Genomic DNA, 24,874 nt, shown 5'->3' on the forward strand with positions numbered 1-24,874 from the left:
GATCGAGCGGGTCAGGCCCCTTCGACGACGGCGCCGCCGGCGCGGCCCGTCTCGAGGCGGTCCTGACGCTCCCGTACGCCGCCGTACAGGGCGACGAACAGCAGCGCGAGACCGGCGGTCATGAGCATGTGGCCGAGCCCGGCGATGCCCGGGATGGCTGCCGAGGTCTCGGCGGGGGTCAGGCGGACGACCGCGTCGAGGGCGAGGACCGCCAGGGTCACGGGCCGCCCCCGGCGGATGCCTCAGATGATCGAGCGGCCCTCGCGGCGGGCCGCGGCCCAGTCGGCGACGAAGCCGCGGGCGATCGAGACGAGGACGGCCAGCACGAGGACGGGCCACATCAGGACGTACAGGGTCAGACCGACGGTCATGCGGATGCTCCTTGCGAGTCGGGGGACGGGGGATCAGGACGCGGGGGCCGAGGCGCGTTCGACCTGCGGCAGGTCGTCGGTCGCGGGGTCGAAGTCGCCGGTCACGTGCGCGATCCGGTCGAAGTCGAAGTCCCGGCCGGAGCGGACGGACAACCCCCAGCAGACGAGGAAGGACACGGCGAAGGCCACGAGCGAGCCCGTGAGGGTGGCGTAGTCCCGCAGGAAGCCGTAGCCGAGGAACAGCATCACGACCGAGGCGATCGCGCCGACCACGACCGCCGGACGCAGGCCGAAGAAGTCGAAGCACATGATGCCCAGCACGACGCCCACGCCGAGGATCGCGAGGGTCTCCACCACGAACGCCCAGGCTCCCTCGAGCGGGATCCACTCGAAGCGCACGGGCAGGAACACGGCCAGCGCGGCGAGCACGGACACCGTGAACGCGACGTTGGTGATCTTGCCCCAGTAGAAGGACGCGATCACGGGGAACACGAGGCAGCCCCACAGGGCGCCCACGAAGACCAGCAGGTCGAGGATGTCGCACTTGGCGGTGGCGAAGTACAGGGCCGCCGCCGTCGCCACGATCATGGTGATCCTGCCGATCAGCAGCATGGTCTTCGGGTCGGCGTTCTGGCGGCCGACCGACTGGCCGTAGACGTCCGTCATCACGATCGAGGAGAGGGCGGAAAGGTCCGAGTCGGCGGTGGAGGACAGCGAGCCGATGATCATCAGGAACGCCAGGGCCACGAGCGCCAGCGGCAGGTGGTCGGCGACCATCTGGGGCAGGAGGTTGTTGACGTCGCCGTCGAGCGGCTCGACGCCCAGGTAGAGCGCCATGACGCCGAGCATGCCGACGCCGATCACGGTGCCGCCGTAGCCGAGGGTGGCCGTGACGAAGGTGGGCTTGATGAGGTCCTCACGCACGGCGACGAGGCGCTGGGCGATGGTCTGGTTGCCGATCGCGTAGGCCAGCACGGCGGCGATGTACGGCGCCCCCTGGTTCATGAACGCCTCGGAGGAGGAGAAGCTCTGCTGCTGGGCCGTGACGTGGCCGGCCTCGACGCCGGCCTGGAACATGCCCGGGCCGCCCGCGGCGAAGAACACGGCGGGGATGATGATGACGGTCGCGCCGAGCATGGCCATCACCTGGGCGAAGTCGGTGAGCACGGAGGCGCGGAAGCCGGACCACAGGGTGTACAGCAGCACGCCCGCGGCCACGATCAGGATTCCCGCGCCGAAGGACAGCGGGGACAGCAGGGAGATCAGGGCGCCACCGGCGATGAAGTTGGAGGTCAGGGAGATGACGGAGCCGAGCACGTTGGAACCGGCCAGCATGAGCTGCGAGGAGCGGCCGTGCCGGGCGTACATCACCTCGGCGAGGGTGTGGGCGCGCGGTGCGACCGTGCGGATGCGGCGGACACGCCGAAGCCGATCTGGTTGCCCGCCGTCATGTAGGCGTCGGCGTTCTCCTTCTTCTTGGAGATGGCCACGGACATGATCATGGTCCCGCCGTAGAACAGCACGATGAGCAGGATCACCCCGATCACGCCGAGCTGGGTCAGGGACGCTGCGTCCTGGGAGGGCGGCATCGAACTTCCTTTCGCACGAGTGACTACGGACGTCCCGATCCCCCGGCGCCGTCCGGTCAGGGCACGGCTCCGCAGGGCGGAGGGTGGCGTACCGATCACGTCGCGGCCAGGGGGGCCGGGGAGGTGGAGGGCAACCCGCCGGGTTCCGAGTCCACGAACGGCGAGCTCTCTGCTCAAGCCATCGCGGCCCCTCGGCCTGTGCGGCGCTGTCAACACCGGCATCCCGGCGGAACGAGCCCCCCTGGATGGGGCGATCATCACATGATCGGCGCAAGAATGGCAAAAACCGATCCCCTATTCACCGTGGCGAGGATCACGGGCGCTCGGCAAAGAAGCCGGGCAGAATGGGCGGATGACCGTTCCTTCCGGCTCCCCGGCCGCTCCCTCCGCCCCCGCTTCCCCGCGACGGCGCCGCGCCCTGGCGGCGGCGCTGGCCGTCGCCGTCGTGGTGCAGCTGGTGGTGCTGTACCTGCCGGGCGAGCAGGTGCCGGAGGCCGGGTTCGCCGTGCCGGGGCTGGACAAGGCGATCCACGTGACGGTGTTCGCGCTGCCCGCGTTCCTCGCCGCCTGGTGGGGGCGGAGCGCGTGGTGGGCGCTGCCGTTCGCGGTGCACGCGCCGGTGAGCGAGCTCGTGCAGCACGCGTGGGTGCCGCTGCGGACGGGGGACCCGGTGGATGTCGTCGCGGATCTGGCGGGTGTGGTGCTCGGCGTGGTCGCCGCGTGGAGTCGCCGGATTGGAGGATCGGGGGCGTCGGGCGTATGATGGTCCGGTGCGCTCCCGCGGGAGGGCATGACCTGGGGCTATAGCTCAGTTGGTAGAGCGTTTCGTTCGCAATGAAAAGGTCAGGGGTTCAATTCCCCTTAGCTCCACGGACCGTCCCGGTCCGCGATCCCTGAGATCGCGGGCCGGGACTCTCTCGTGACGGGGACGTGCGCGCCTGCCCTGCCCTCACCCCCGGGAGGGGGGCCGGCGCTTCCGAGGGGACCCCCCGGGTCTCTACAGTGCCGGGGTACGTCAGCGCGGACGTGATGCGGTCGTGTCACCGCAGGTCAGTCGCGCTTCTGCCGCCCCGCACGGGGCCGTTCGGCCCGGCCTGGGCCGGGAAGGGGACGCCGATGCGCATCAGCGTGCTCGCCCACATGCTCCACCCCATCCGTTCGCCCTACGAGGGCGGGCTGGAGATGCACACGGCCATGACCGTGGAGCATCTCGTGCGCCGGGGCCACGACGTCACCGTCTACGCGCGGGAGGGCACCCGGCTGCCGGGCGACGTCGTCGCCGTGCTGCCCGCCGAGGGCGCCTGGCCCGGGCCGCGCGGGCGCCCGCGTGCGCGAGGCGGCCGCCCGCCGGGCCTGCGCGCTGATCCTCGACGACGACTCCGACGCCGTCCTGAACAACTCCCTCTCCCCGGCGCCGCTCGAGCTGCTGCGCGCCCGCCCCATGGTCACCGTCCTGCACACGCCGGCCACGCTGGCGGAGGTGCTGGCCGTCGTCGACGCCCCGGGCTGGACGGCTCCCGACCACCATCGGTGGGCCTCGGTGTCCGCGTCGAACGCGCTGGCCTGGCAGCATCGGCTGCCGCGCGTGGATGTGGTGTCCAACGGGATCGAGCTGCACCAGTGGGTCTCCGACGCCGTCCCCGTGCGCGGCCGCGCCGTGTGGTCGGGCCGGATCACGGCGGAGAAGGGCCTGCACGTGGCGATCGACGCCGCCCGGATCGCGGGCATGGAGCTGCACTTCGCCGGGCCGATCTCGGACGAGGAGTACCACGCCCGGGAGGTCGTGCCGCGGCTCGGCCCGGACACCGTCTACCACGGCCACCTCGACCACCAGACGCTGCCGCACATGCTCGCCATGGGCGAGGTCTTCCTGGCCACGCCCCTGTGGGCCGAGCCGTTCGGGCTCGCCGTGGTCGAGGCCATGGCGCTCGGCGTGCCGGTGGCCGCGCTGCTCAGCGGCGCGATGGGGGAGATCGTCGCCCCGCAGGCCGGCGCGCTGGCCGTGCACCACACGGCGCAGGAGCTCGCGGTCTCGATCCGCCACGCCCGCCGCAAGGACCGGGGACGCGTGCGTGCATGGGCCTGTCGGTTCAGCGCGGAGACCATGGTGGAGGGCTACGTGGACCTGCTCGAGCAGGCCGCGGAGGACGCCCGCGACCTCGCCGCCGGCGAGGACACGTACGGGTTCGACCCGCAGGGGGTCCCGCGCCCGTCCGCCGACGCGGCAGACCTGGAGTCCCTCTGATGGCCCCGGCCCGCAGGCGGGTCCTCTACTACGCCCACCAGCACGGGGCGGGGCACCTGCGGCACGCCGCCGGCCTGGCGTCGACCGGGGCGTTCGACGTGACGGTCGTGACCGCCCACCCCCGGGCGGCCGAACTGCTGCCCGCGGACGTCCCCGTCATCCCGCTGCCCTCGGACCTCGTGCCCGGCCACGAGCAGCCGGCGCGCTCGCCCCTGCACTGGTCCCCGGTGGGGCCCGAGATCCGGGCGCGCTTCGACGCCCTCCACGCGGCGGCGCAGCGGGTGGACCCGGACGTGTGCGTGGTGGACGTGTCCGTGGAGGCCGCCCTGTTCCTGCGCCTGGCGGGCTGGCCCGTGCTGCACCGCCGCATGCACGGCGAGCGCACCGACCCCGCGCACGCCCTCGTCTACGCCGACGCCGACGGCCTCTTCGCCCACTACGCCGCCGAGCTCGAGGTCCCCGCCTGGCGCGCCGCCCACGCGGACCGGGTCACCTACCTCGGGGTCGCGGACGTCACCGGCCGGCTCGGCACCCGCGCCACGTCGACGCCGTCCGCGGGCGCCGCCCCGCGCGTCGCCGTGATCGCCGGGACGGGCGGCGGCGGGGTGCGGGCCGCGGACCTGGCCCGGGCGGCGTCCGCCGTGCCGGAGGCGACGTGGGAGGTGTACGGCCCGATCGCCGGGGTGGGCGAGCCGGAGGCGCCGGGCGGGCTCGCGGCGGAGGCGATGCCCGCCACCGTGACGCTGCACGGCTGGGTCCAGGCGCCGGCCCGCCGGGCCGCGGACGCCGACGTCGTGGTGGTCTCGGCCGGGCACAACGCCGTGGTGGACGCCGCCCGCTCCGGCCGCCCCGTGGTGCTCGCCCCCGAGCCGCGGCCGTTCGACGAGCAGCGCGTGTTCGTCCGCGAGATCCACCGGGCCGCGGGTGTGCCGTGGTGCGCGTGGGAGGACCCGGACGCCGACTGGGCCGGCGCGGTGCGCGGCGCCCTCGCCGACCCGGCCGCCGCCGACCGGCTCGCGGGCCTGCTGCTCGTGGCGCCGGGCGAGTACCGGCGGCGCTGGGAGGCGGCGATCGAGGGCGCCCTGGGCTGAGTCCGGCCCGTGCTCGCCCCCGACCGTGGGGGCACTCAGTACGCGGCGTCGTCGCGGCGGGCGGCCGTCAGCTCCGCCTCCGTGGGGTGACGCAGCAGCTCGAGCCGCTCGCCCTCGGGGTCCCACGCGATCAGCCCCGCATCCGCGAACGCGCGCAGCCACCCCTCCATGGCCCATCGGCCGTGCACCTGCCGGAAACGGCGGGCGTTGACCAGGATGTCCTCGAGGTGGTGCAGCGGCGGGGTCATCACCCCGTGGTGCTGGTGGAACGCCTCGGCGGGGCTGAACCGCAGCGTCAGGCCGGCGTCGCGGGCGCGGAAGGCCAGGTCCGTGTCCTCGGCGCCGTAGCCGGTGAAGCCCGCGTCGAAACCGCCGATGCGGGCCAGGTCCGCGCGGCGCAGCGCCAGGATCAGCGTCCACACGAGGTGCCACTCGTCCGAGGGCCCGGCGGTCAGGTGCGCGCGCGCCCGGTGGGGCACGGAGAGGCGGCGCAGCAGGGCGTCGGCGCGGTGCGAGGTCAGGTCGGCCTCCTCGACGGCGCTGGCCCAGCCCGGCCGCAGGTAGCGGGGCCGGCCCATCACCACGGACCCGGAGTGGGCCGCGACCTCGGTGGCCAGCACGCCGACGGTCTCGGCCGCCGGGATGCAGTCCACGTCGAGGAAGACGAGGATCTCGCCGGTGGCGAGCTCGGCCGCGCGGTTGCGGGCCTGCGCCAGGGGCAGCCCGGCGTCGGCGGCCACGTGCCCCACGGTGACGGGCAGGTCCGTGGCCGGGACGCGCCCGTCCGGCTGGCCCATGAACACCACGACAACCTGGTCCGGGCGGCGGTGGGAGCGTTCCAGCCCGGCGATCACGCGGGCCAGGTGCTCGTCCCGGTGCCCCGTGATGACCAGCACGGACACGCTCGGCAGCACCCCGCGCGCCCGGGCGAGGGCCTCGCGGTAGACCGCCACGTGGGCGGCCGCCACGCGACGGCGCTGCCGGGCCCGGGCGGCCGGGTCGGCGGGGGCCGTGCGCGCGCGGGCGCGCACCAGCGTCTCGAGCGCGTCGGCGAGGGAGTCGGGATCCTCCGGGTCGAACGCGGCGAGCGAGTCGGGGGTCAACCAGGCGCCGGACTGGTCCGCGATGTGCCCGATGTCCGCGACGGCCACCGGCACCCCCAGGTCCCGGCACATCTCCACCCAGCCCGAGTGGGTGCCGATGCGATACGGCAGCACGGACACGTCCACGTCGCGCAGCAGCGCGTGCAGGGCGGGGTCGTCGAGCCGGTCGTGCTGCCACAGCTCGAAGCCGTGGTGGGCGCAGCCTGCGCGCAGCGCGGCCAGGGCGTCCTCGTCCTGCACGGTGTCCTGGACCTCCACGGTCACCCGCGCGTCGAGGCCGCGGTCGGCCAGCGTCGCGACGGCGGCGGCGAGCACCGGCAGCAGCGCCACCGGGGCCACCTGGGCCCGCAGGTCCTTGGCGTGCACCAGCAGGCGGGCGGGGGCGGCCGCGCCGTCGCCGTCGTCGGACGCGTCGGGGGGCAGCAGGCCGGGGGCGTCGTCGTCACCCTGCGCCACGAGGTCCTCGAGCGGGACGATGTGCGGGTGGGGGACCACGAGGGCGCGCACGCCGTAGTCGCGGGCGAGGGTCGCCGCGGCGCCGGGGGTGAGCGTGAGCACGGCGTCCGCGCGGCCCAGCAGCACGGCCAGGCGGTCTCGGTGGGGGCCCTGGTCCGTCAGGTGCGGGTTCTCGAGGTCGTGCACGGTCACGACGACGGCGCCCCCGTGCGCGTGCTGCGTGTCCAGGGCGGCGGCCAGCTGGGCGGGGCTGAAGTGCTCGAAGCCGAAGTGCACGTGCAGCACGTCCGGGCGGTGCTCGGCCAGCCACTCCGCGTGCAGGGCCCGGGGCGGCCACCACTGGTGCGCGGGCGCGCCCGGCACCGGCGGGTTCGGCAGGAACTCCACGTCCGGCGCGGCGCCCGGGTCGAGGGGGCGGATCGCGCGGGTGTACGGGTGCTGCGCGGGCACGTGCTGGACGGTGATGCTCACGGGGGAGGGCCTCCTGACCTGGGGATGCGATGCCGCGCGGGCGGCGTGTCCCCGTCCCGGGCCGGGGGTCGCGGAATCTAGTCTGTCAGGGCAGGATCGGAGAAACGGAGCAGCGGCATCCTGTCCGTTCCGGCGCGCCGCCGCGTCGAGGAGCGCCGCCGCAGGTGAAGGGGATCGTGGACGTGGACTCGCAGCCGCAGGGACGTGTGCTGTACGTGACCGTGGGCGCGCCGGAGCACGGCGTGGTGCGCCATGGCCGGCAGACCGCCGCCGCCCTCCGTCGGGTGGGCGCCGAGGTGGAGCTGCTCACGGCGGAGGACGTCGCGGCGTTCCGGGGCCTCGTGCCCGTGCTGGGGGAGGCGCGGGCGCTGGGCGCCGCCGTGCACCTGGACGTCACGGACGCGCTGTTCGGCCCCACCGCGACCGCCGCCGCGGACCTGCTCGTCGACGTCCTGCCCGAGGGCACCTCGCTCACCCTGCACGACATCCCGCAGCCCGCCGAGGGCAACGGCCGCTACCGCCGCCGCGGCGAGGCATACGCGCGGCTCGCCCAGGCGGTGGACGGCGTCGTGGTCTCCTCACAGCACGAGCGGGCGCTGCTGGCGGACCTGGTGGACGTGGCCGCGGACGTGGTCCCGCTGCCCGTGGAGGACCGCCGGGCCGCGGCCGCCCGCGCCGAGCCGGTGGTGCCGGAGAGCATGGCCGGCCTCGACCGGGACCTCGTGCTCTTCGGCTTCGTCTACCCGGGCAAGGGGCACGCCCTCGCCCTGGAGGCCCTCACCGAGCTGCACCGCCAGTGGGGCCCGGACTCCGGGGCGCCGCGCCGGCTGACGGCGCTCGGACCCGTCAGCATCGGGCATGACAACCTCGTGGCGGAGCTGACCCGCGACGCCGAGGCGCGCGGCCTGGAGTTCCGCGTCACCGGGTTCGTGCCGGACGAGTTCGCGGACGCGGCCCTGCTCTCGGCGGGCATCCCGTTCGCGGCGCACCGCAACGTGTCCGCGTCCGGGTCCCTGGCGGCGTGGACCTCGGTGGGACGGCGGGCGATCGCCTCGGCGGGCCGGTACACCGAGGAGATGGAGAGGCTGCGCCCGGGCACCCTGCGGCTCGTGCACCCGAACGGGTCGCCGGCCTACGCGATGGCCGAGGCCATCGCCGAGGCGGTCGAGGCCCCCGAACGCACGTGGCTGGACCCCGGCGTGGACCTCGCGCCCGGCGCCGAGGACTGCGCGCGGATGCTCTTCGACGTACTCCGCCGCGTGCACGGGTGGGCGTGAGCCCCGCCGTCTCCGTGGTGGTGCCCTACTACCGGGCCCAGGCGGACCTCGACCGGCTCACAGCCGCGCTCGCGGCCCAGCGCGGCCTGACCGGGGGGCTGCAGCTCGTGGTGGCCGACGACGGCTCGCCCGTCCCGCCCCGAGTGGGCCCGGGCCTGCCGTTCGACGTGGTGACTGTGCGCCAGCAGGACCGCGGGTTCCGCGCCTCGGCGGCCCGGGCGCTCGGGGCGGAGGCGGCCGACGGCGACGTGCTCGCCTTCCTCGACGGGGACATGCTCCCCGAGCCGGGGTACCTCGCCGCGGCCCTGGCGGCGGTGGCCGAGGCGCCCCGGGATGCCGCGGTGGTGGGCCGGCGGCGGCACCTGGCCGAGGCCTGGCTGGAGCGGGCGTGGGCGGACGGCTGGCGGCCCGGGGACGAGGTGCCCGCGGACGCCCGCCTGGCCGAGCCGGCCTGGCTGCGCGAGGGGTACCGGGCCACGGACGACCTGCGCCGCGCCGACTCCACCGGCTACCGGTACGTCATCTCGGCCGTGCTCACGGTGGCGCGCGAGGTCTACGAGGACGCCGGCGGCTTCGACCCCGCGTTCGTGGGCTACGGCGGGGAGGACTGGGAGCTGGCGCACCGGCTGTGGCGCGTGGGGGCGGCCCTGCGCCACGCGCCGGACGCCGTGGCGTGGCAGGCCGGCGCCGACTTCGGCGGACGCGGCGACGCCGCCGAGGCCGCCCGGGTGAAGGCCCGCGAGGCGCTCGTGCTCGCCTCGCGCATCCCTGCGACGACGGCCCGCGGCCACGGCCTGTCCCTGGCCGGCCCGCTGCGGGTCGAGGCGCGAGTGCGGGTGCCGGAGGGCGCGGACGGCGCGGCGGCGGCCGTGGTGGCGGTGGACGCCGTGCTGCGCGCGGCACCGGGGGCGCGGGTCGGCGTCGTAGGCGGCCTCGACGAGGCGGCGGCGCGGGCGCTCGGTGACCCCCGCGTGCGGCTGCTGGGCGAGCCCGGCGGCGGCGCGGCGGTGGCCGAGGACCTGCCGCCGACGCCGGCGCGCGGCGACCTCGACGCCGTGCGGTCGGTGCCCGACTGGTCCGTGGACGTGCGCGTGCCGCTGCGGCCCGCCGCGGCCGGAGCCCGGCCTGACGCGGACGCCGTCGCCGCGTGGCTGCTGCGCCTGGAACGGGCCGGCGTCGAGCGCGTGGAGGTGCTGGGTGAGCCGGCCGAGCCGGGCGAGCGGGCCGTGCTCGCCGTGCTGACGTGTGCGCGGGCGCGGTGGCGGCACCGGCGGGGCGGGACGGCGCGGGTGTGGCGGGTGCCCGCCTCCCGGCTGGGCTGGGCGCCCGTGGCCGCCGTGCCGGACCTCGAGGCGTGGTGGGGCGGCTGGGGCTGAGCGGGCCGGTGCCCGCGGGGCGGGGCTGGCACAATCGCGGGCAGGACGGAGCACGGGAGGGCCGATGAGCGAGCTGGACGAACTGGACTTCGCGGCGCTCTCCGCGTTCCTGGCCTGGTGGTTCGGGAAGACGGGCGTCGACTGGATCCGGCGCGAGGACGGCTGAGGAGAGAGGACGCAGGCGTGCACGAGGACGAGGGACGACGCCGGCACTACGGGCACTTCTACGGGCTCGAGGACCTGCCCGAGGACGACCTGCTGCTGGTGTGGGGCAACTGCCAGGGCGAGTTGTATCGGCGGCTGCTCGGCGGGGAGCCCGGCACACCGCTGCACGGGGCGGACCTGGTGAGCGTGCGCGTGCCGCCCGCCTTCGAGGCCCAGCCGGACGAGGTCGCGCACCTGGAGCGGCTGCTGCCGCGCGTGAAGGCGCTCGTCACCCAGCCGATCCCGCACGACTACCGGGGCATGCCCATCGGCACGGACCAGCTCGTGGCCCGGCTGCCCGAGGACGCCGCCGTGGTGCGGATCCCCGTGGTGTACGACGTCTCGCGCTTCCCCTGGCAGGTCACCCTCCGCAACTGGAAGTTCGCGCCCGGGGCGGCCGAGCGGCCGGGGGAGGACCCGCCCGTCGTGCCGTACCACGACCTGCGCGTGCTGGCCGAGGCGGCGACGGGCCGTCGTCGGGAGGTGGCGCCGGCGGCGATCCGCGAGGCCGCGGCCGCGTCCGTGCAGGCGCTGCGGGCGCGGGAGGAGGCGAAGGGGACGCTGTCCATGGCGGATCTGGTGGCGGCGGAGCGGGGCGTCGGCTTCTACACCGTGAACCACCCGACCAACACGCTGCTGACCCGCGTGGCCGAGCGCGTGGCCGAGCGCCTGCCGGGCGACGTCGCCGTCCAGCCCGTACCCGCCTCCCGCGTGCTCCTCGGCGGGGTGCGCGCGCCCCTCGAGGCGGCCGTGGTCGAGGCCCTCGACCTCGACGCCGAGCCGACCGAGGACTGGACCGTGGCCGGACAGACCGTCCCGGCCGAGCAGCTGCGACAGACCCACCTGGACTGGTACGCGCAGAACCCGCAGGCCGTGGGGGTCGGGATGCGCAAGTACGCCGACCAGCTGCGGCTGCTGGGCCTTACGGGCTAGCGCCGGCCCCGGCCACCAGTGGAGGATGGGCGGCACGTCCCGTCTGCCGCGGAGCACGTCTGCGGGGGCGGCCGTACCGTTCCTTTGACCCCGTCACCCCACGGAGGACCACGTGACCGAGCAGTACGACATCCTGATCGTCGGCGGCGGCAACGCCGGCGTGTCTTTGGCCGCCGCACTGCGGCGGAAGCGGCAGGGTCGGGTCGCCATCGCCGACGGCCAACAGCTGCACCGCTACCGGCCGATGCTGAACTACGCGGCGGGCGGGCAGGCGGACATGGCCCGGTTCGAACGGCCGATGCGGGCCGTCATCCCGGACGGGGTCGAATGGATCCCGGACCACGTCGTGGCCGTGGACGCCGAGGAACGGACCGCGGTGACGAGCACCGGGCTGACCGTGGGCTTCCGCCACCTCGTGCTCTGCCCGGGGCTGACCCCGTGGTGGGGTGCGATCGACGGGCTGCGTGAGGCCTACGCCGCCGGATGGGCGGCGAGTGCGCACGTGCCCGAGCACGTGGACGCCGCCCGGGCGCTGCTGTCGCGTGTGGCCGCGGGGGACCGTGTGGTGGCGAATGTGCCGGCTGAGCCCTCCTCGTGCGGCGGCACCGTGCTCAAGGCGCTGTTCCTGGCCTGCGCGGCGTGGGAGCGCACGGGGATCCTGCCGGACGTGGACGTCCGCCTGGTGACCCCGTACGGCCGGATCCTGGACCGGCAGACCATCGACCCCGCTCTGGCCGAGGCCGTGGCGAGGTACGGCATCCATGTGCACGCCGGCGCAGAGGTGAACGCCGTGGACCACGAGGCCCGCGAGGTGGTGCTCAATACCGGTGAGCGGATCACCGACGTCGCGGCCGCGTACATCACGCCCGTGGTGCGGGCCCCGGAGTTCATCGCCGAGGCGGGCCTGGCGGACGACGGCGAGGCCGGCCTGGCGGCCGCGGATCCCGCGACCCTGCGGCATCCCGTGCACCCGCACGTGTGGGCGCTGGGCGACGCCGCCGCCCTGGGCACACGGCCCTCCGGCGGAGCCCTGCGCCGGCAGGTCAAGATCCTGACCCAGAACATCCAGGCTGCGGACGCGGGGAAGCCGCTCCAGAAGTACGACGGCTACACCGTGATCCCCGTGATGGTCAGCCGGGACGAGCTGGTCCTGGACGAGCACGTCCGCGACGGCTCCGAGGACCGGTCGATCCCCGGCGTGGACCTGACGAAGCCGCGGAAGAGCACGGCGGCCTTCGACCGCTTCGGCCAGCCCCGGATCTACTGGCACCGACTGCTCAAGGGCAAGGTCTGAGCCCAGCGTTCTCGCTGCCGCGACCCGTGCGGCGGACGTACTGTCCCTCGCGGGGCGCCCCCGCCCGATCCGGATGACGGCGCCGGCCCGCCGAGCGTTTTCGTTCGGGAAACGGCGGCGTGTCGCACCGCTGTCGTTCGGGAAACGGCGCCCTGCCGACGACGCCGGCCTCAGTCGTCGCGGCCCCGCACCGGGCGCTCCTCGAGCGTGGTCTGCACGACCCGCCCGCGCTCCCAGCTGTTCGCCCCCGGCACCACGTCCGGGACCGGGATGTCCGCGCGGTTGCGCCGCTTGGCCGCGGTGTCCACGCCCACGCGCTCGTCCCGGGCACGCAGGAGGGCCTCGTCCACCTGGCCGTCGCCGGTGAGGCCCATCATCAGCTGGGGGATGCCGTACGGGAAGTCGTCCCGGTCGTACTGCCAGGTGTGGAACGTCTTCCCGTAGGTGTGGATGAGGTCTTCGAAGTAACTGTGCTCGGCCAGCTCGGGCACCCCGGGGGCCGTGAGGGCGCCGGAGCTCACCTCGTAGTGGTGGCTGTGCCACAGGCGTCGCTCCTCGTCGGGGAGGCTGCGGAACCGCTCCTCGCTGATGATGTACTCGATGCCGATCAGCCGTGCGTCCGGCGCGTTGCGGTCGAAGATCACGCACTGGTGCAGGTCGTGGCGCAGGTGGATGCAGAAGTGGCTGGCTTCGACCTGTCGGCCGAGGTCGTCGGCGTAGAAGTGCAGTCCGTTGAGATAGGTGCTCATCGCGCCCATGGGGTACTTCGGCTGGACCAGGCCGGATGCCGCGTCCAGGAGGCGGTGCTTGAGCGGGTGGCCCTTCCCGACGGCGGCCATGAGGGCGATCTTGCGGGCTGCGGTGACAGCGGCCGCGGTGCCCAGTCCGGTGGCGAACGCGAGGGCGGTGGAGGACAGGCGATGGGTGCTCATGGCCCCACGCTAGGAGCGCGGGGCGGACTCGGCCAGGGTGGTGGAGCTGCCGGGGCTGCTCAGGAGGCGGGGACGGCGGATCGTCTGCGCATCTGACCCTTCTGAGTGGGCGCGTGGTCGCCAGAAGGGCCAGAGATGCAGAAGATTCCGGGCGGCCGGCGGGCACGACGTCGGTCCATACGGCACGCGACAATGCGCAAAATTCATTTGCGCTAATCGTCTATCGACTAAGGCTCACCCCTCTTGTGCTATTCGTGGGCCGGAGTAATCTCGATTTCAGCAGCACCGTCCCAGTCCGGGGCGGGCCCGAACCGGGAGGATCACGCCATGACCACCGCCGTCCGCACCTGCGCCGCCAGTGCCTGTGCCTTCAACGCCGAGACGTCCTGCAACGCCCTGGCCATCACCGTCGCCGGCTCCGACCGCACGCCCGGCTGCGGCACCTTCGTCCAGCTCGACGTCCGCCGCCCGGTGACCGAGGGCGCCTCGACCGTCGGTGCGTGCCACCGCCTCGAGTGCACGTACAACGCCGACCTCGCCTGCACCGCCGAGGGCATCGAGGTCACGGACGTGGCCACCTGCGCCACCTACACGATCGACTGACGCCGCCCCTCAGGGGTGGGCGACCCGCGCCGGGATCGCGTCCAGCAGTCGCCGCCAGGCGTGCCGGGGGCTGTGGTCGAGTCGGCCTGCGCCGGGCAGGGCCACATGCACCGCGGTGCTCTCGCCGTCGCGGACGCGGAGCAGGGTCACCCCGGCTTCGTCCGCGTCGAGGGCGTGGGCGGGGGACTCGGGCAGGGGCCCGGTGCCGACCTGCAACGGGGTGCTCTCGCCCGGCAGCAGGCCCAGGGCGACGGCGTCGGCCAGGTCCGCGAGCACCTCGGGGGCGGTGCCCAGCACGTCGTCCCACAGGTCTGCGAGCTCGGCCTGGTCGATGAGCCCCCGCGACGTGAGCGGCAGGGTGTGGCGGCAGAACACGGCGACGCCGTCGACGTCGTGCAGCAGGATCCGCTGGGTCTCGACGACGCCCACGCGCACCCGTAGGCCGACGTCGGCCACGAGGTCCGCGACGCGGCCGCGCAGCCCCAGCTCCGCGACCTCGGCCGAGTCCCGGCACCAGCGCAGGGTGCCGAGCAGATGCACGGACGCCAGGCGGGTGGGGAGCGTGAGGTCCAGGGCGTCGCGCAGGACGTCCACGCGCACGTCCAGCGGCGCGGGCGTGTGGAACGCGCCGAGCGAACCGAGGAGGTTGGGGACGTGGGCGACCACGAGGCGGCCGTCCGCGCTCACGCCGTGCACGGCCGTGGTGAGCGTCTCGCCGGCGCGGAAGGCCGTGACCTCGACGGAGCCCTCGCCGCGGAGCAGTCGCTGGGCCAGCAGCAGACGACGGGGCGCCACGGGCGGCAGCGGATGGGCGGGGTGCGTGGAGGCGTGGGCCATGGGGGTCCTTCCGGCGGGGGTCCGAGAACCAGTAAGGCACACCTCAGTGAGATACGCAAGGCGAGTGTTGTGTATTTGTCGTACGCGGGGCGGTGGGGGCGAGTGGTGCTGGGCTACGGTGACGGGACTCACATGCCGTCGTCGAGGGAGACAGCCGATCATGACCTTCCGCCCTACCCACTACCGACTCACGACGGCGGCCTTCGGCGTCGCCCTGGCGCTCGCCCTCACCTCCTGCGGCACGGCGCAGGATGCGGGCGGCTCATCGGAACCTGCCACCGCCACCGTCGTCGACTCCGCACTCACACGTATCAAGGAGGCCGGCACGTTGCGCGTCTGCTCCACCGGTGACTATCCGCCCTTCACCGAGCAGACCGAGAGCGGCGACTGGAAGGGCATCGACGTGGACATGGCCCGCGATCTCGCCGAGACCATGGGCGTGGAGCCGGAGTTCGTGAAGACCAGCTGGAAGACGCTCATGGACAACTACACGTCGGGGGCGTGCGACGTCGCCGTCGGGGGCATCTCCCTGAACCCGGAGCGCGCCGAGCAGGTGTACTTCACCGTGCCGACGCAGGAGGACGGCAAGACGCCGATCACCCGCTGCGAGAACGTCGAGAAGTACGACACCGTGGAGGAGATCAACCAGCCGGGGGTGCGGTCGATCTTCCCCGAGGGCGGCACCAACGAGAAGTTCGCCCGGGAGCACTACCCGCAGGGCGAGCTGCTGACGCACGACAACCTCACGGTGTTCGACGCTCTCGCGGCCGGCGAGGCGGACGTGATGACCACGGACCGCTCCGAGGTGCTCTACATCGACCACGAGTATCCCGAGCTGTGCGCCGCGAACCCGGACGAGCCCTTCGACTACTTCCAGAAGGGGTACATGCTCCCGCAGGGCGACGAGGTGTTCAAGCACTACGTGGACCAGTGGCTGGCCATCGCGCTCAAGGACGGGACGTACGAAGGATTCGCGGAGCCGTGGGTCGGGGACGTCGAGCTGAGCCTGGAGGACTGAGCCGCAAGGGCGATCCCGTCCCCGCTGGGTCGCCGCCCTTGTAGACGTCCGTGGCGGTGACGCGCTTCAGGTCCTCGAGTGCGGGAGTCGTCAGCCGGTGACCTCGAGCTCGAGGCCGAGCACCTCCATGACGGAGAGCACTGACTTCAGGGTGCTCTTGCCGGTGCCGCGCTCGATCTGGCGGACGGTCGCATCCGAGACTCCTGCCAGGTCTGCGAGCTGCTGCTGGATCAGCAGGAGCTCTTTACGCATGGCGCGGACGCGGTCGCTGATCTTCATCAGCGCCGCGGCGGAGGAGACTGCGCGTGTGGTGGCCACGGCCCCAGCGTGGCAGATGAGCAGCTGAAATCCGAAGGATTCTTCGGAATCGGTGACGTTCGACTGCTGCGGTGACGAGTCGACATGGGAAACCGAAGAAGACTTCGGATTCGAGCCTCCGGAGGTCGGTCGAAAAGGTGCCGGCCTCCTCATCCGATGAATTCTTCGGAACCCGGCTCTCAGGCATCAGGCGTGCGACTTTTCAGTGCCAGAATGAGGCCGACTGCCACACCGCCGTGCTCCGAAAGGCTCCGCCACCATGCCCTCTCCCCAGAACCTCTCGAACTTCGTGTGGGGGATCGCGGATCAGCTCCGGGGCGTGTTCAAGCCGAATCAGTACGGCACGCTCGTCCTTCCGCTCACCATCCTGCGCCGCATGGAGGCAGTCATGGCCCCGCACCGGGGTCGGAATCTTCTGCGCATCTGACCCTTCTCGGCGCCCGTGGCGGGGCCAGGCTATGCTCACCCTCGGCGTGAAATGGGCCGAAGATCAAAAGGGTGTGGCGAATCATGTGGAATCTCCAGCAACAACGTCAGCTGTTTTCCGCGCAGTCGGAGTTCACCATGGATCGGGCCTCTCTGGACGATGCTCGGGCCGTCGCGCGGGCGCGTCTGGCCAGGTGGGTCGAGGACCTGATGACGCCCCAGCATGACCGAGTGGGCCAGGCCGTCCCGCGCCTCGTGCTGACGAGCGAGGACTTCGACTGGACGCCGCACCAGCTGACGTCGGGTCTGACCTTCTGCATTGCCGACTACGTCGTGGGGGACGAGGACGAGGGCGACCCGTCGGAAGTGTGGGCCATCGCCCTCGCCGAGACCTACGCCGTCTTCGAGGAGGAGGACATCGACGAGGCTCGGCGGGAGATCGTCGCCCAGCTCGAGCGAGGGTCGCATGAGTTCGCCACGAAGGTATACGTGGAGGCCTCCGTCAGCCACTTCAGCAAGCGCAACCACGGTTTGACCGGCGGTGATGTTCACGAGCTGGTGCGGCTGCGGGATCTCGACCTGCCGCCGGCAGCGTGGCGTCATGTCGGGGTCTTCCTGCTGAACATGCTTGCTGCCCGGGCTCGGCACGGTGTGGAGGTGAGTGTCGAGCACCCCGTCACCTACCTCCCGTACGAGCTCGTCCCTGCCTGCTCCCCCTCACAGGAGGAGCTGCTCATGAGCCGCCGGATTCCGAAGGAAGCGCTCGCCTATTCCGCACCCCTCTCGTGGCTCCGAGAGTTGGCGAAGGACAAGCTCGAGCAGTGGTGCCTGCGTGCGTCCGACCTGCAGGACGCTCCCGAAGTGCACTTCAACCTTCACCGGTTCCCCTACGCCATGGAGCTGGGTGACGTCGCGCCCGACTTCTGCGGAGGCGTCATGAGCGTCCACCCCGAGGGGGAGCGTCCCGATGACTGGTGGCGTCAGCAAGAGGTCACCGCATGCGCGTGGTTCGGCATCGCGGTGGACCTGAGCGACTGTCTGACGAGGGGCGAGCTACTCCAGGCCATCGACAGCGAGGCTGGGGATGACGACGGCGCCTCCATTCTCGAAAGGATTCGCGCGGAGATCTGTGTGACGCGCTACTCCAGCACCGGCGGATCGTCACGGGACACGAGCGTGATCCACCTCGACGCCGGCAATCTCATTGACATGGACGGCCTCGACATCCATGGAATCTCGCACAACCTCGAGAACGCCTTGAGGGCCCGGATGGCGCAGCTCGAGTACTGATCGGTGGACGGGGGCCTCGGGAGTGCCCCGACCGGGCGGGCCCGACGACGGCCCCCGCCTCAGGCGATCCGGTGGAGCCGATGCTTGCCGTCGCCGTCGCCGACGCCGAAGACCGCGCGGGTGCGCACCGAGGAGCCGAGCCGAGCGATCACCCGACCTTCGAGGAGGACGACCCCGTGACCCGCTACGCCCCGTTCGTGCAGCTTGGCGGCGGCCTGGCGGCCGGCACGCAGAAGCTGACGGCGACGGAGACGATCGAGGTGCTCATCAGTCGGGCGCAGGGCGCCCTCATTTTAGGGACAGGCCACCGGCAGAAGCGGCGAAGGGCTGCCGGCCGACCCCGGCCCACAGCGCCATTCACCGTGTCCTCGTCTCATACTCGTCCACCAAAGAAAGGGAGAGCGCCATGCCCACTCCGACCCCGGAGAATCCGCTGATCTGGTCCAGTGAGACCCTCGCCACCCGGCTCCTGACGGCCCTGGGCGCCGCCCATCCAGAGGAGTACTCCCGCGCTCTGAGCGAACTGACCGGGTTCTCTCTGGATCCAGCGGATCCCGCCACTTTCATATGCGAGGATCAGCGCATCGACCAGCGGTTCCGCACGGTGTCCGGGCAGGAAGTCATCGTGGAAGTGAAGGTGGACCACCAGGCCACAGCCGAGCAGCTGGGCCGCTACGCCGCCTTGGCCGAGGGGGCATGCCGAGTCATGGTCGTCCCTGACGCGGCCGCTCCGGACGTGCGGGAGGCGACCACGAAGCAGCGTGACTGGGCCGTTGTGACGTGGTCGGACCTGCTGGGCCGTCTCATGGACGTGAACCCGTTGGTGGCTCGTCTCGAGCGGGACGTCCGAGTCATGGCTTCCGATCCGGGGGCCAAGGCGGTCACGCGTCGAGCGCTCCATGTGTTGCTGCCCGTCAAGCACGAGCGATTGAAGGTCGAGGCTGGGACGACGGGGCGTAACTGGCCGTGCCTGAACATCACCGCGACGGACGGGTGGGTGTTCGGCCAGGTGGAGCGCACCGGAGCGGCTGTTCCTCCGCAGTTCCAGGCGAAGGTCGGGTTCACGATCTCTCCGGAGGAGCAGGAGCCGGGCCCCGCCGCCGCGTGCATGGGGGAGGCGCTCCGCCAAGCATGGCAGGCGGCGGTGGCTCTGGAGTCCGAGGGGCGCTTCTCGATCTCTCGTCATGGCGGAGCGTCGAAGATGCAGAAGCTCTACGGGACCGACTTCCCCTACCAGGCGCGCGGATACGTGGGTGATTACGCGGGCATCTACAGCACGCCTCTTTCCGACCCGGAGGATGCGATCGCGCAGGTAGTGGCGCTGGGGGAGCGGATGCTCGTCATCGCCGACGAGATGTGGGGCCGCAAGGAGGCGGCTGCGTCGGAGGGGTGACGGGGGGCGGATGCCGGCCCCTCCATTCCGGGGGCGCGACTCAGCTGCCAGGCCTCAGGCCGCCGCGTGCTGAATCTGCGGGCGAAGACCCCGGAACGATCCCTGGCCCAGGCCATATCGCCGGGGTTTCTGCTTGTCCAGGGGTGGCCGGGAGACCCGAGGCCCCGGGGCAGTTGAACCCGTTGATACCCAGGCTCCACCATGTGGTGCTCCCGTGGAACGCTGCAGCCAGCTCCACCCTGCTCGCCGAAATCCCCCATGTCAGCTCCGGACTTTCACCACCCCCGCCTCGCTCACCGACTTCGTCTGGGGGATCGCGGACCAGTTGCGCGGGGTCTACAAGCCGAACCAGTACGGCATGGTGGTGCTCCCGCCGACAATCCTTCGGCGCGTGGAGGAGCTCATGCCCCCATTGGGAGGCCATGCGGGAGCTGGCTAAGACGGCCTGCCGGCCACGCTGCCCAGCGTGATCGCGGACCGCACGGGCCTGCTCTTCCGTCGCACCTCGCCTTACTGTACGACCCGCGGGGCATCTTCGAGGTCCCGATCCGCCGCTTCGCCCACGGCCTCCAACGAGACCGCGGGCGAGCACATGGCGCTGCCGAAGTTGACCGTGGCAAGGCTCCTGGGCGAGACGTCACAGCCTCCAGCTGCCAGGCACCGACACCGCGTAGTTCGGCACGCCGATGGCCTCGAAATGCTTCTCAGCAGACTTGATCTTGGCGTTCTCCGTCGGCCGGCGCTTGATCTCGTCCTCCGTGCTCTTCGTCTCTCGGATCATGTACACCCGTTCTTCGCCGTCCTCGTGCTTCACGATCGCCCAGTCCGGGTTGTACGGCCCAACGGGGGTGTCGATCTTGAACTTGTCAGGCAGCTTCATGAAGAACTTGATGTCCTCGCGGCCGTCGAGCAGTTCCGCGAACTGGCGTTCTGGGTCGGAGTCGTAGACGACGTAGTCGAAGTTCGACTTGTCTGCGTTCTCCAGCTTGTACATCTGGTCGAGGAAACGCTCCTTCTCCTCTTCGCCGTCCTTGCGCAGTTCACGCAGCTCGTAGACGGAGCCGGCGATCTTCTCGTACTGCACGCCGTCGACGACGAGCTTCGCGAGCTCGGTCTGCATGAGGCGCCTGGCCATGGCAATGAAGTCGTTCGGGTTCGCGATGAACTCGTCCAGCCGGCCACTGCCGACGAGGATGTCGACAATGGTCTTGCGTGTGAGGGACGTGGCCTCCTGCAGCTCGCCGATGATGTCGGGCAGGTCGTAGCTGCCTCGGAGTTCCTGCTGACGTGACCCGAGTTCCTGACCCTTCGCGCCACCGCGGAGCACCTTCACGCCCGCGCGGGTGACCTGGATGCGTAGCGGTTCGATGTCTGGTGCCTCTTTGATCGCCTTGACCGAGTTCTCGATGATCTTGTCGCGCTCCACCTCGACGCGGTACGTGGTCCGGCGGCTGATCGTCTCCCAGAACCTCTCGAACTCCGGGTTCGCGAACAGCTCCTTGTTGAGCTTGCGCGAGTGTCGCTTGCTCTTCGGTTTGACATACGTGCCGATGCTGGCGCGGCCGACCAGCTCGACGACGAACGGCTCGGCCCACGAGAAGTCGACGGGCAAGTTGAGGCTGAAATCGAGCGTGTTCGGCTGGAATTTCGGCTGCACGACGCCGTCCTTATCGATGAACTTCTGTGCGAGCAAGTGCTCCCAGATCGACACGGAGCCCTCGTAGCCGAGGTTTTCATCGGTGAGCGACCCGTCGGGGTTCTGCAGCGGGATCTTCGAGAACTCCGCCTTGCGCACGCGGCCGATCTCGACACCCGCGTCCTTGTATTCCTTCTGGAGTGCGTCGGCGAACTGCTTGTACGACTCGTTCGCGACCACCGTCAGCGTCGCGATGCCTCGATCAGCCACACGCTCGTAGCCGCCTTCACTCTTCGTGACCGGCAGACGCAAGCCACGTCCGAGCGTCTGGCGTCGCTCCGTCTCGGCGCCCATCTCGCGCAGGGTGCAGATCTGGAAGACGTTCGGGTTGTCCCAGCCCTCGCGCAGGGCAGAGTGGCTGAACACGAACCGCGTCGGCTCGTTCTCGTCGAGCAGGCGTTCCTTCTGCTGCATGATCAGCTCGTACGCGTCATCGTCGGCCTTGGTGGTGCCGGACGTGTCCTGGAACTTGTCCGCCGCGCCCTTCTTGCCCTTGAGGACAGAGAAGTAGCCGCGACGCAGCTCGGCCGGATCCTGCGGAAGCAGTTCCTGCCACTGCGGTGACTTGGCGCGCTCCTCACGGAACAGCTCGTCGAACCACTGCACGAACTGGCCGTTCGCATCGTTGTTGTTCGAGCCGTTACCGAGGAAACTCTCCACCTTGTCGATGAAGAACAGGCTGAGCACTTTGATGCCCTTGGCGCGCAACTGCGTTTCCTTACGCAAGTGCTCCTTGATCGTCTCGCGGATCATCTCCTTGTAGATCGCACCCGACGATCCGCCGATGCTCTCACCTTGGTACAAGTAGCCATGCAGTGTCAGGTCGACGTACGCGGGTTCGATGCTCATCTCGTTGACGCGCCAGCCGTCGTAGTTCGCGTTGTTCGTCAGGCGAGCATCGGACAGCTCCTGGTTCTGCTTGACGTTCACCACGCGCCGCTCGAGCGAACCGTCGGCCTTGCGGCAGGACAGCTCCAGCCGGGCGACCCAGCCTTTGTCGTTCTTGACCTCGACCAGCTTGATGTACGGCGTCGCGTCCGCACCTTGCTGCTGCACGTCGGCGACCACGATCTGCTTCACCAGGCCGAGGTCGTGCGCATCGACCGGATCGAGCCGGTAGACGACGTTGCGGAGCTTCTTGTGCGTCGCGCTGTAACGCAGTGTGAACACGGGGTCGAGCTCGCTCACGGCCGACTGAGAGAGCAGGGATTCCATGTTCTGCGGCTCGTCCATGATGACGACCGGATGCGTGGCCTTCAGGTAGTCGATCGGCTTGAGACCGTTCAGCTTGTCGCGCGTCTGGTGGATGATGCGTGTGTTCGCTTTGCCACGGATCGAGTCGATCGTCATGACCATGATCTGCACGTTGGTCGACGTCGCGAACGACTGCACCTCCTCGGCCGTTTTACCGCTGTAGACGGACGAGTCGAAGGTGATGTTGCGCTTCCTGTACAGATCTTCAAAGTGCGAACGCATGAGCCGGATGCTCGTGTTCACGCCCTCGCGGATCGCGACGCTCGGCACCAGGATGACGAACTTCGTGAAGTTGTACTGTGCGGCCAGCTCGAAGATGGTGCGGAGGTACACGTACGTCTTACCTGTACCCGTCTCCATCTCGATATCGAAGTCGAGCGCAGAGTTGTCGAAGAGCTTCGAGGCGACCTCGAGCCCATTCTTGTCCTGCACACGCTGCAAGTTGGCAAGCATCGTGTCGCGATCGAGCACCAGGCGATTACCGACGGCACCGACCTCCTGCGCAAGGTCGAGGTCGAGCGCGGTGTTCTCCGTCGCGTCGACAGCGGCGACCTGGCCGCGCAGCATCGTCTCCAGCTTCTCGGCGTCCCTCGGCTGACCATCGAACAGGTCGACGACGGACTTGATCGCTTCGAGCTGATAGGGCTGACTGGCGTCGAACTTGAATCCGCTACTCGCTGTGTTGTCTCCCATGATCAGGCCGTCCACAGCTCGATGCCCTTGCTCTTGCAGAGCTGAGCCAGATTGGTCTTGAGCTGGTCATCGCCTTGGAACGCATCCTCCAAGATGATCAGGCGAGCAGGGTCGGCATCGACCACGGCACGCAACTGCTCGAGCGTCGGCTTGACGTGCTCGTCCAGGTAGGCGAGCACGATGCCGTCACCCACCGAGCGCAGATTGAGGCCGGGCACATCGACAGGAGCGATCTGCTCAGTCAGCGAGTAGCCCTGCTTCAGGAGGATCTCTGAAAGGAGGTCATCGGCAGAGGCTTCGTCGGCACTGCTCGACTCGCGCAGATCGAAGAGGTGCTGTTCGAGTTCAGTCCGATCGACGTCGCTCGAGACATTCCACTTCGAGAAGTTCGTCTCCCCCAGGGCATAGGCGCGGAAACCGAAATCAAGTGGAGCTTCGCGCTGACCCAGCTTCTCCTTGTGCTCCGTTGCGATCGCTGCGCCAGCCCGCCGAATACGTTCACGCGAGATCTCGGCAATCGTGCGGTAACCCTCCGCGCGAGCAATCGACTTCTCCGGCGTTGGCTCCGGGAGCTGCACCTGGATGAAGCGGCGAGCTCCACCGTCCTTCGCATTGAGCGCCATCACGGCATGCGCGGTCGTCGCAGAGCCTGCGAAGAAGTCCAACACAAGATCGTCACCGCTCGTCACCATTTCGATGAGCGACTCAATAACATTCTCATCCTTCGGGAAGTCGAAGACGGCTCCGCCCATCAACTCGCTCAAGCGCTTCGAGGCGCCTCGCCCATCCTGATAGAAGACGCTGTATGCCGCCTCCTTGTCGGCTTCGCCAAGGTAAACCTTCAGCGTGGGGCGAGTCGACTCATCGACCCCGAACCTGATGCGATCATCGGCGAGGAGCTCTTCCATGCGCTCCGGCGCGAATGACCAACCATTCGGATGCATGTTGACCGGCTTCCCAGTAACCGGATGAAGGATGTCGTAACGCGACCTTGAAGTCGGCTGCGGCTTTCGAAGATCGCTCGGGAAGTAGATTCCGCGGCTGTCGACAGACGAATAGTGCCGATGTCGCTTACTTGGCTCCGAATCCGGCAGACCCGAGTACCACTTCTTGAGAGCCTTCTCGACTGCAACGTCGTCATCGCCGTACTGGCGTCGAAGCTTTCCGTACTGAGCTTGAATATGCTCAAGACCCTTTTTCTGAACCTGCCAGGTCACGCCAGTACTCGCCAACGCGCTCATGCTTCGCGCGTAGCACAGGATGTACTCATGTGACGACGAGATGTATTTCGAGTCGTTCTTCCGACCGGCTGCCCAGACCATCGATCCGACGAAGTTGTTCTCGCCGAACACCTCGTTCGCGACGCGCTTCAGGTTGTCCAGTTCGGAGTCGTCGATGGAGATGAAAATCGCACCATCCTCGGTCAACAGGTTCCGCGCGAGCTTGAGTCGCGGGTACATCATGTTGAGCCAGTTGGAGTGGTAGCGCCCTTCGATGTCCGCGTTGGTTGAGAGCTTCTTGCCCTCCTCATTGACCTGCTTCGTCCACTCGAGGTAGGTCGCGAGACCTTCCTTGTAGTTGTCCGGGTAGACGAAATCCTTACCCGTATTGTAAGGCGGATCGATATAGATCATCTTGATCTTGGCGTGATAGTGCTTCTGCAGGATCTTCAGCACCTCGAGGTTGTCGCCCTCGATGAATACGTTCTTCGTCGTGTCCCAGTCCTTCGAGTTCTCGAAGTCGGGGCGCAACGTCGCCGTCGTCGGCTCCTGTGCGGCACGCAGGGCGCGCTTCTTGCCCGGCCAGAACAGCCCGAAGCGCTCGCTGGTATCGGCGGTGTCGCCGTCCAGCAGCTCCTTGAGCTTCTCCACGTCCACCTTGCCGTCGGCAATGACCTCGGGCATCAGCTCGGCAAGCTGCGCTGCCAGCTCAGTCTGGAAGTTCGGGGTGGTGGATGGTGTTTCGTGGATTTCTTCGCTCATCGGGTATTTCTCTTTCCTCAGT

General features: G+C 70.3%; 21 protein-coding genes, 1 tRNA gene and 1 pseudogene. 14 read left to right on the forward strand and 9 right to left on the reverse strand.

Annotation, left to right across the window (positions count from 1 at the left end; translation table 11 throughout):
* Positions 1-11: 11 nt before the first annotated feature.
* The 3 genes and pseudogenes from SOY78_RS02650 to SOY78_RS02660 all read right to left on the reverse strand — a co-directional run bounded on the left by SOY78_RS02650 (position 12) and on the right by SOY78_RS02660 (position 1,960).
* Positions 12-221: a DUF2871 family protein gene (locus SOY78_RS02650; protein WP_052007045.1), complete on the reverse strand. Its 210-nt coding sequence runs from the start codon at positions 219-221 to the stop codon at positions 12-14.
* 21 nt (positions 222-242) lie between these two features.
* Positions 243-371: a putative transporter small subunit gene (locus SOY78_RS02655; RefSeq protein WP_036383231.1), complete on the reverse strand. Its 129-nt coding sequence runs from the start codon at positions 369-371 to the stop codon at positions 243-245.
* Positions 372-404: 33 nt separating this feature from the next.
* A pseudogene (locus SOY78_RS02660) lies at positions 405-1,960 on the reverse strand (sodium:solute symporter family transporter).
* Positions 1,961-2,312: 352 nt separating this feature from the next.
* Between SOY78_RS02660 and SOY78_RS02665 the strand changes: the two are divergent.
* The 4 genes from SOY78_RS02665 to SOY78_RS02680 all read left to right on the forward strand — a co-directional run bounded on the left by SOY78_RS02665 (position 2,313) and on the right by SOY78_RS02680 (position 5,296).
* Complete coding sequence (locus tag SOY78_RS02665) at positions 2,313-2,723, forward strand: VanZ family protein (RefSeq protein WP_324701740.1); 411 nt, start codon at positions 2,313-2,315, stop codon at positions 2,721-2,723.
* A 34-nt stretch (positions 2,724-2,757) separates the two neighbouring features.
* Positions 2,758-2,830 (forward strand) — tRNA-Ala (locus SOY78_RS02670).
* Positions 2,831-3,287: 457 nt separating this feature from the next.
* Positions 3,288-4,205 (forward strand): glycosyltransferase, encoded by a 918-nt coding sequence (locus tag SOY78_RS02675; protein ID WP_324701741.1) that lies wholly within the window; start codon positions 3,288-3,290, stop codon positions 4,203-4,205.
* Entirely contained in the window at positions 4,205-5,296 is a 1,092-nt protein-coding gene (locus SOY78_RS02680) for a glycosyl transferase (RefSeq protein WP_324701742.1), read from the forward strand. The genes SOY78_RS02675 and SOY78_RS02680 overlap by 1 nt, the downstream gene beginning before the upstream one ends.
* Positions 5,297-5,331: 35 nt before the next feature.
* Here SOY78_RS02680 and SOY78_RS02685 read toward each other — a convergent pair whose 3' ends face one another.
* On the reverse strand, positions 5,332-7,326 hold the full coding sequence (locus SOY78_RS02685) for a glycosyltransferase (RefSeq protein ID WP_324701743.1): 1,995 nt from the start codon (positions 7,324-7,326) through the stop codon (positions 5,332-5,334).
* A gap of 164 nt (positions 7,327-7,490) precedes the next feature.
* Between SOY78_RS02685 and SOY78_RS02690 the strand changes: the two genes are divergently transcribed.
* The 4 genes from SOY78_RS02690 to SOY78_RS02705 all read left to right on the forward strand — a co-directional run bounded on the left by SOY78_RS02690 (position 7,491) and on the right by SOY78_RS02705 (position 12,410).
* The gene (locus SOY78_RS02690; RefSeq protein WP_324701744.1) at positions 7,491-8,603 is read left to right on the forward strand and encodes a hypothetical protein; all 1,113 of its coding nucleotides are present in this window, start codon (positions 7,491-7,493) and stop codon (positions 8,601-8,603) included.
* The gene (locus SOY78_RS02695; RefSeq protein ID WP_324701745.1) at positions 8,600-9,979 is read left to right on the forward strand and encodes a glycosyltransferase; all 1,380 of its coding nucleotides are present in this window, start codon (positions 8,600-8,602) and stop codon (positions 9,977-9,979) included. The genes SOY78_RS02690 and SOY78_RS02695 overlap by 4 nt, the downstream gene beginning before the upstream one ends.
* 183 nt (positions 9,980-10,162) lie before the next feature.
* Positions 10,163-11,116, forward strand: a complete 954-nt coding sequence (locus SOY78_RS02700) for a WcbI family polysaccharide biosynthesis putative acetyltransferase (RefSeq protein WP_324701746.1) — start codon at positions 10,163-10,165, stop codon at positions 11,114-11,116.
* Between the two features lie 112 nt (positions 11,117-11,228).
* Positions 11,229-12,410 carry an NAD(P)/FAD-dependent oxidoreductase gene (locus SOY78_RS02705; RefSeq protein WP_036339621.1) on the forward strand — a complete coding sequence of 394 codons (1,182 nt, stop codon included), beginning with the start codon at positions 11,229-11,231 and terminating at the stop codon, positions 12,408-12,410.
* 170 nt (positions 12,411-12,580) lie between these two features.
* Here SOY78_RS02705 and SOY78_RS02710 read toward each other — a convergent pair whose 3' ends face one another.
* Complete coding sequence (locus SOY78_RS02710; protein WP_163721510.1) at positions 12,581-13,342, reverse strand: OBAP family protein; 762 nt, start codon at positions 13,340-13,342, stop codon at positions 12,581-12,583.
* 327 nt (positions 13,343-13,669) lie between these two features.
* On the opposite strand from SOY78_RS02710, the gene SOY78_RS02715 reads away from it, so the two are divergent.
* The gene (locus SOY78_RS02715) at positions 13,670-13,945 is read left to right on the forward strand and encodes a DUF1540 domain-containing protein (protein WP_020624892.1); all 276 of its coding nucleotides are present in this window, start codon (positions 13,670-13,672) and stop codon (positions 13,943-13,945) included.
* A gap of 9 nt (positions 13,946-13,954) precedes the next feature.
* Here SOY78_RS02715 and SOY78_RS02720 read toward each other — a convergent pair whose 3' ends face one another.
* Complete coding sequence (locus tag SOY78_RS02720) at positions 13,955-14,782, reverse strand: hypothetical protein (RefSeq protein ID WP_324701747.1); 828 nt, start codon at positions 14,780-14,782, stop codon at positions 13,955-13,957.
* A 160-nt stretch (positions 14,783-14,942) separates the two neighbouring features.
* Between SOY78_RS02720 and SOY78_RS02725 the strand changes: the two genes are divergently transcribed.
* Positions 14,943-15,800 carry a transporter substrate-binding domain-containing protein gene (locus SOY78_RS02725; protein WP_324701748.1) on the forward strand — a complete coding sequence of 286 codons (858 nt, stop codon included), beginning with the start codon at positions 14,943-14,945 and terminating at the stop codon, positions 15,798-15,800.
* 90 nt (positions 15,801-15,890) lie between these two features.
* Here SOY78_RS02725 and SOY78_RS02730 read toward each other — a convergent pair whose 3' ends face one another.
* Complete coding sequence (locus tag SOY78_RS02730; RefSeq protein WP_233569917.1) at positions 15,891-16,118, reverse strand: helix-turn-helix domain-containing protein; 228 nt, start codon at positions 16,116-16,118, stop codon at positions 15,891-15,893.
* A gap of 259 nt (positions 16,119-16,377) precedes the next feature.
* Between SOY78_RS02730 and SOY78_RS02735 the strand changes: the two genes are divergently transcribed.
* The 4 genes from SOY78_RS02735 to SOY78_RS02750 all read left to right on the forward strand — a co-directional run bounded on the left by SOY78_RS02735 (position 16,378) and on the right by SOY78_RS02750 (position 19,666).
* Positions 16,378-16,545: a type I restriction-modification system subunit M N-terminal domain-containing protein gene (locus tag SOY78_RS02735; RefSeq protein ID WP_204327552.1), complete on the forward strand. Its 168-nt coding sequence runs from the start codon at positions 16,378-16,380 to the stop codon at positions 16,543-16,545.
* Positions 16,546-16,628: 83 nt separating this feature from the next.
* Complete coding sequence (locus tag SOY78_RS02740; RefSeq protein WP_324701749.1) at positions 16,629-17,834, forward strand: hypothetical protein; 1,206 nt, start codon at positions 16,629-16,631, stop codon at positions 17,832-17,834.
* 406 nt (positions 17,835-18,240) lie between these two features.
* Complete coding sequence (locus SOY78_RS02745; RefSeq protein WP_123244039.1) at positions 18,241-19,227, forward strand: hypothetical protein; 987 nt, start codon at positions 18,241-18,243, stop codon at positions 19,225-19,227.
* A 214-nt stretch (positions 19,228-19,441) separates the two neighbouring features.
* Entirely contained in the window at positions 19,442-19,666 is a 225-nt protein-coding gene (locus tag SOY78_RS02750) for a type I restriction-modification system subunit M N-terminal domain-containing protein (protein WP_123244038.1), read from the forward strand.
* A 198-nt stretch (positions 19,667-19,864) separates the two neighbouring features.
* Here the strand turns inward: SOY78_RS02750 and SOY78_RS02755 are convergent, their stop codons facing one another.
* On the reverse strand, positions 19,865-22,885 hold the full coding sequence (locus tag SOY78_RS02755) for a DEAD/DEAH box helicase family protein (RefSeq protein ID WP_324701750.1): 3,021 nt from the start codon (positions 22,883-22,885) through the stop codon (positions 19,865-19,867).
* Positions 22,873-24,852, reverse strand: a complete 1,980-nt coding sequence (locus SOY78_RS02760; RefSeq protein WP_123244037.1) for a site-specific DNA-methyltransferase — start codon at positions 24,850-24,852, stop codon at positions 22,873-22,875. The genes SOY78_RS02755 and SOY78_RS02760 overlap by 13 nt, the downstream gene beginning before the upstream one ends.
* Positions 24,853-24,874 lie beyond the last annotated feature (22 nt).

Origin of the sequence: Micrococcus sp. HOU01 (assembly GCF_035609305.1) — a bacterium.
Taxonomy (GTDB): Bacteria; Actinomycetota; Actinomycetes; order Actinomycetales; family Micrococcaceae; genus Micrococcus; species Micrococcus luteus.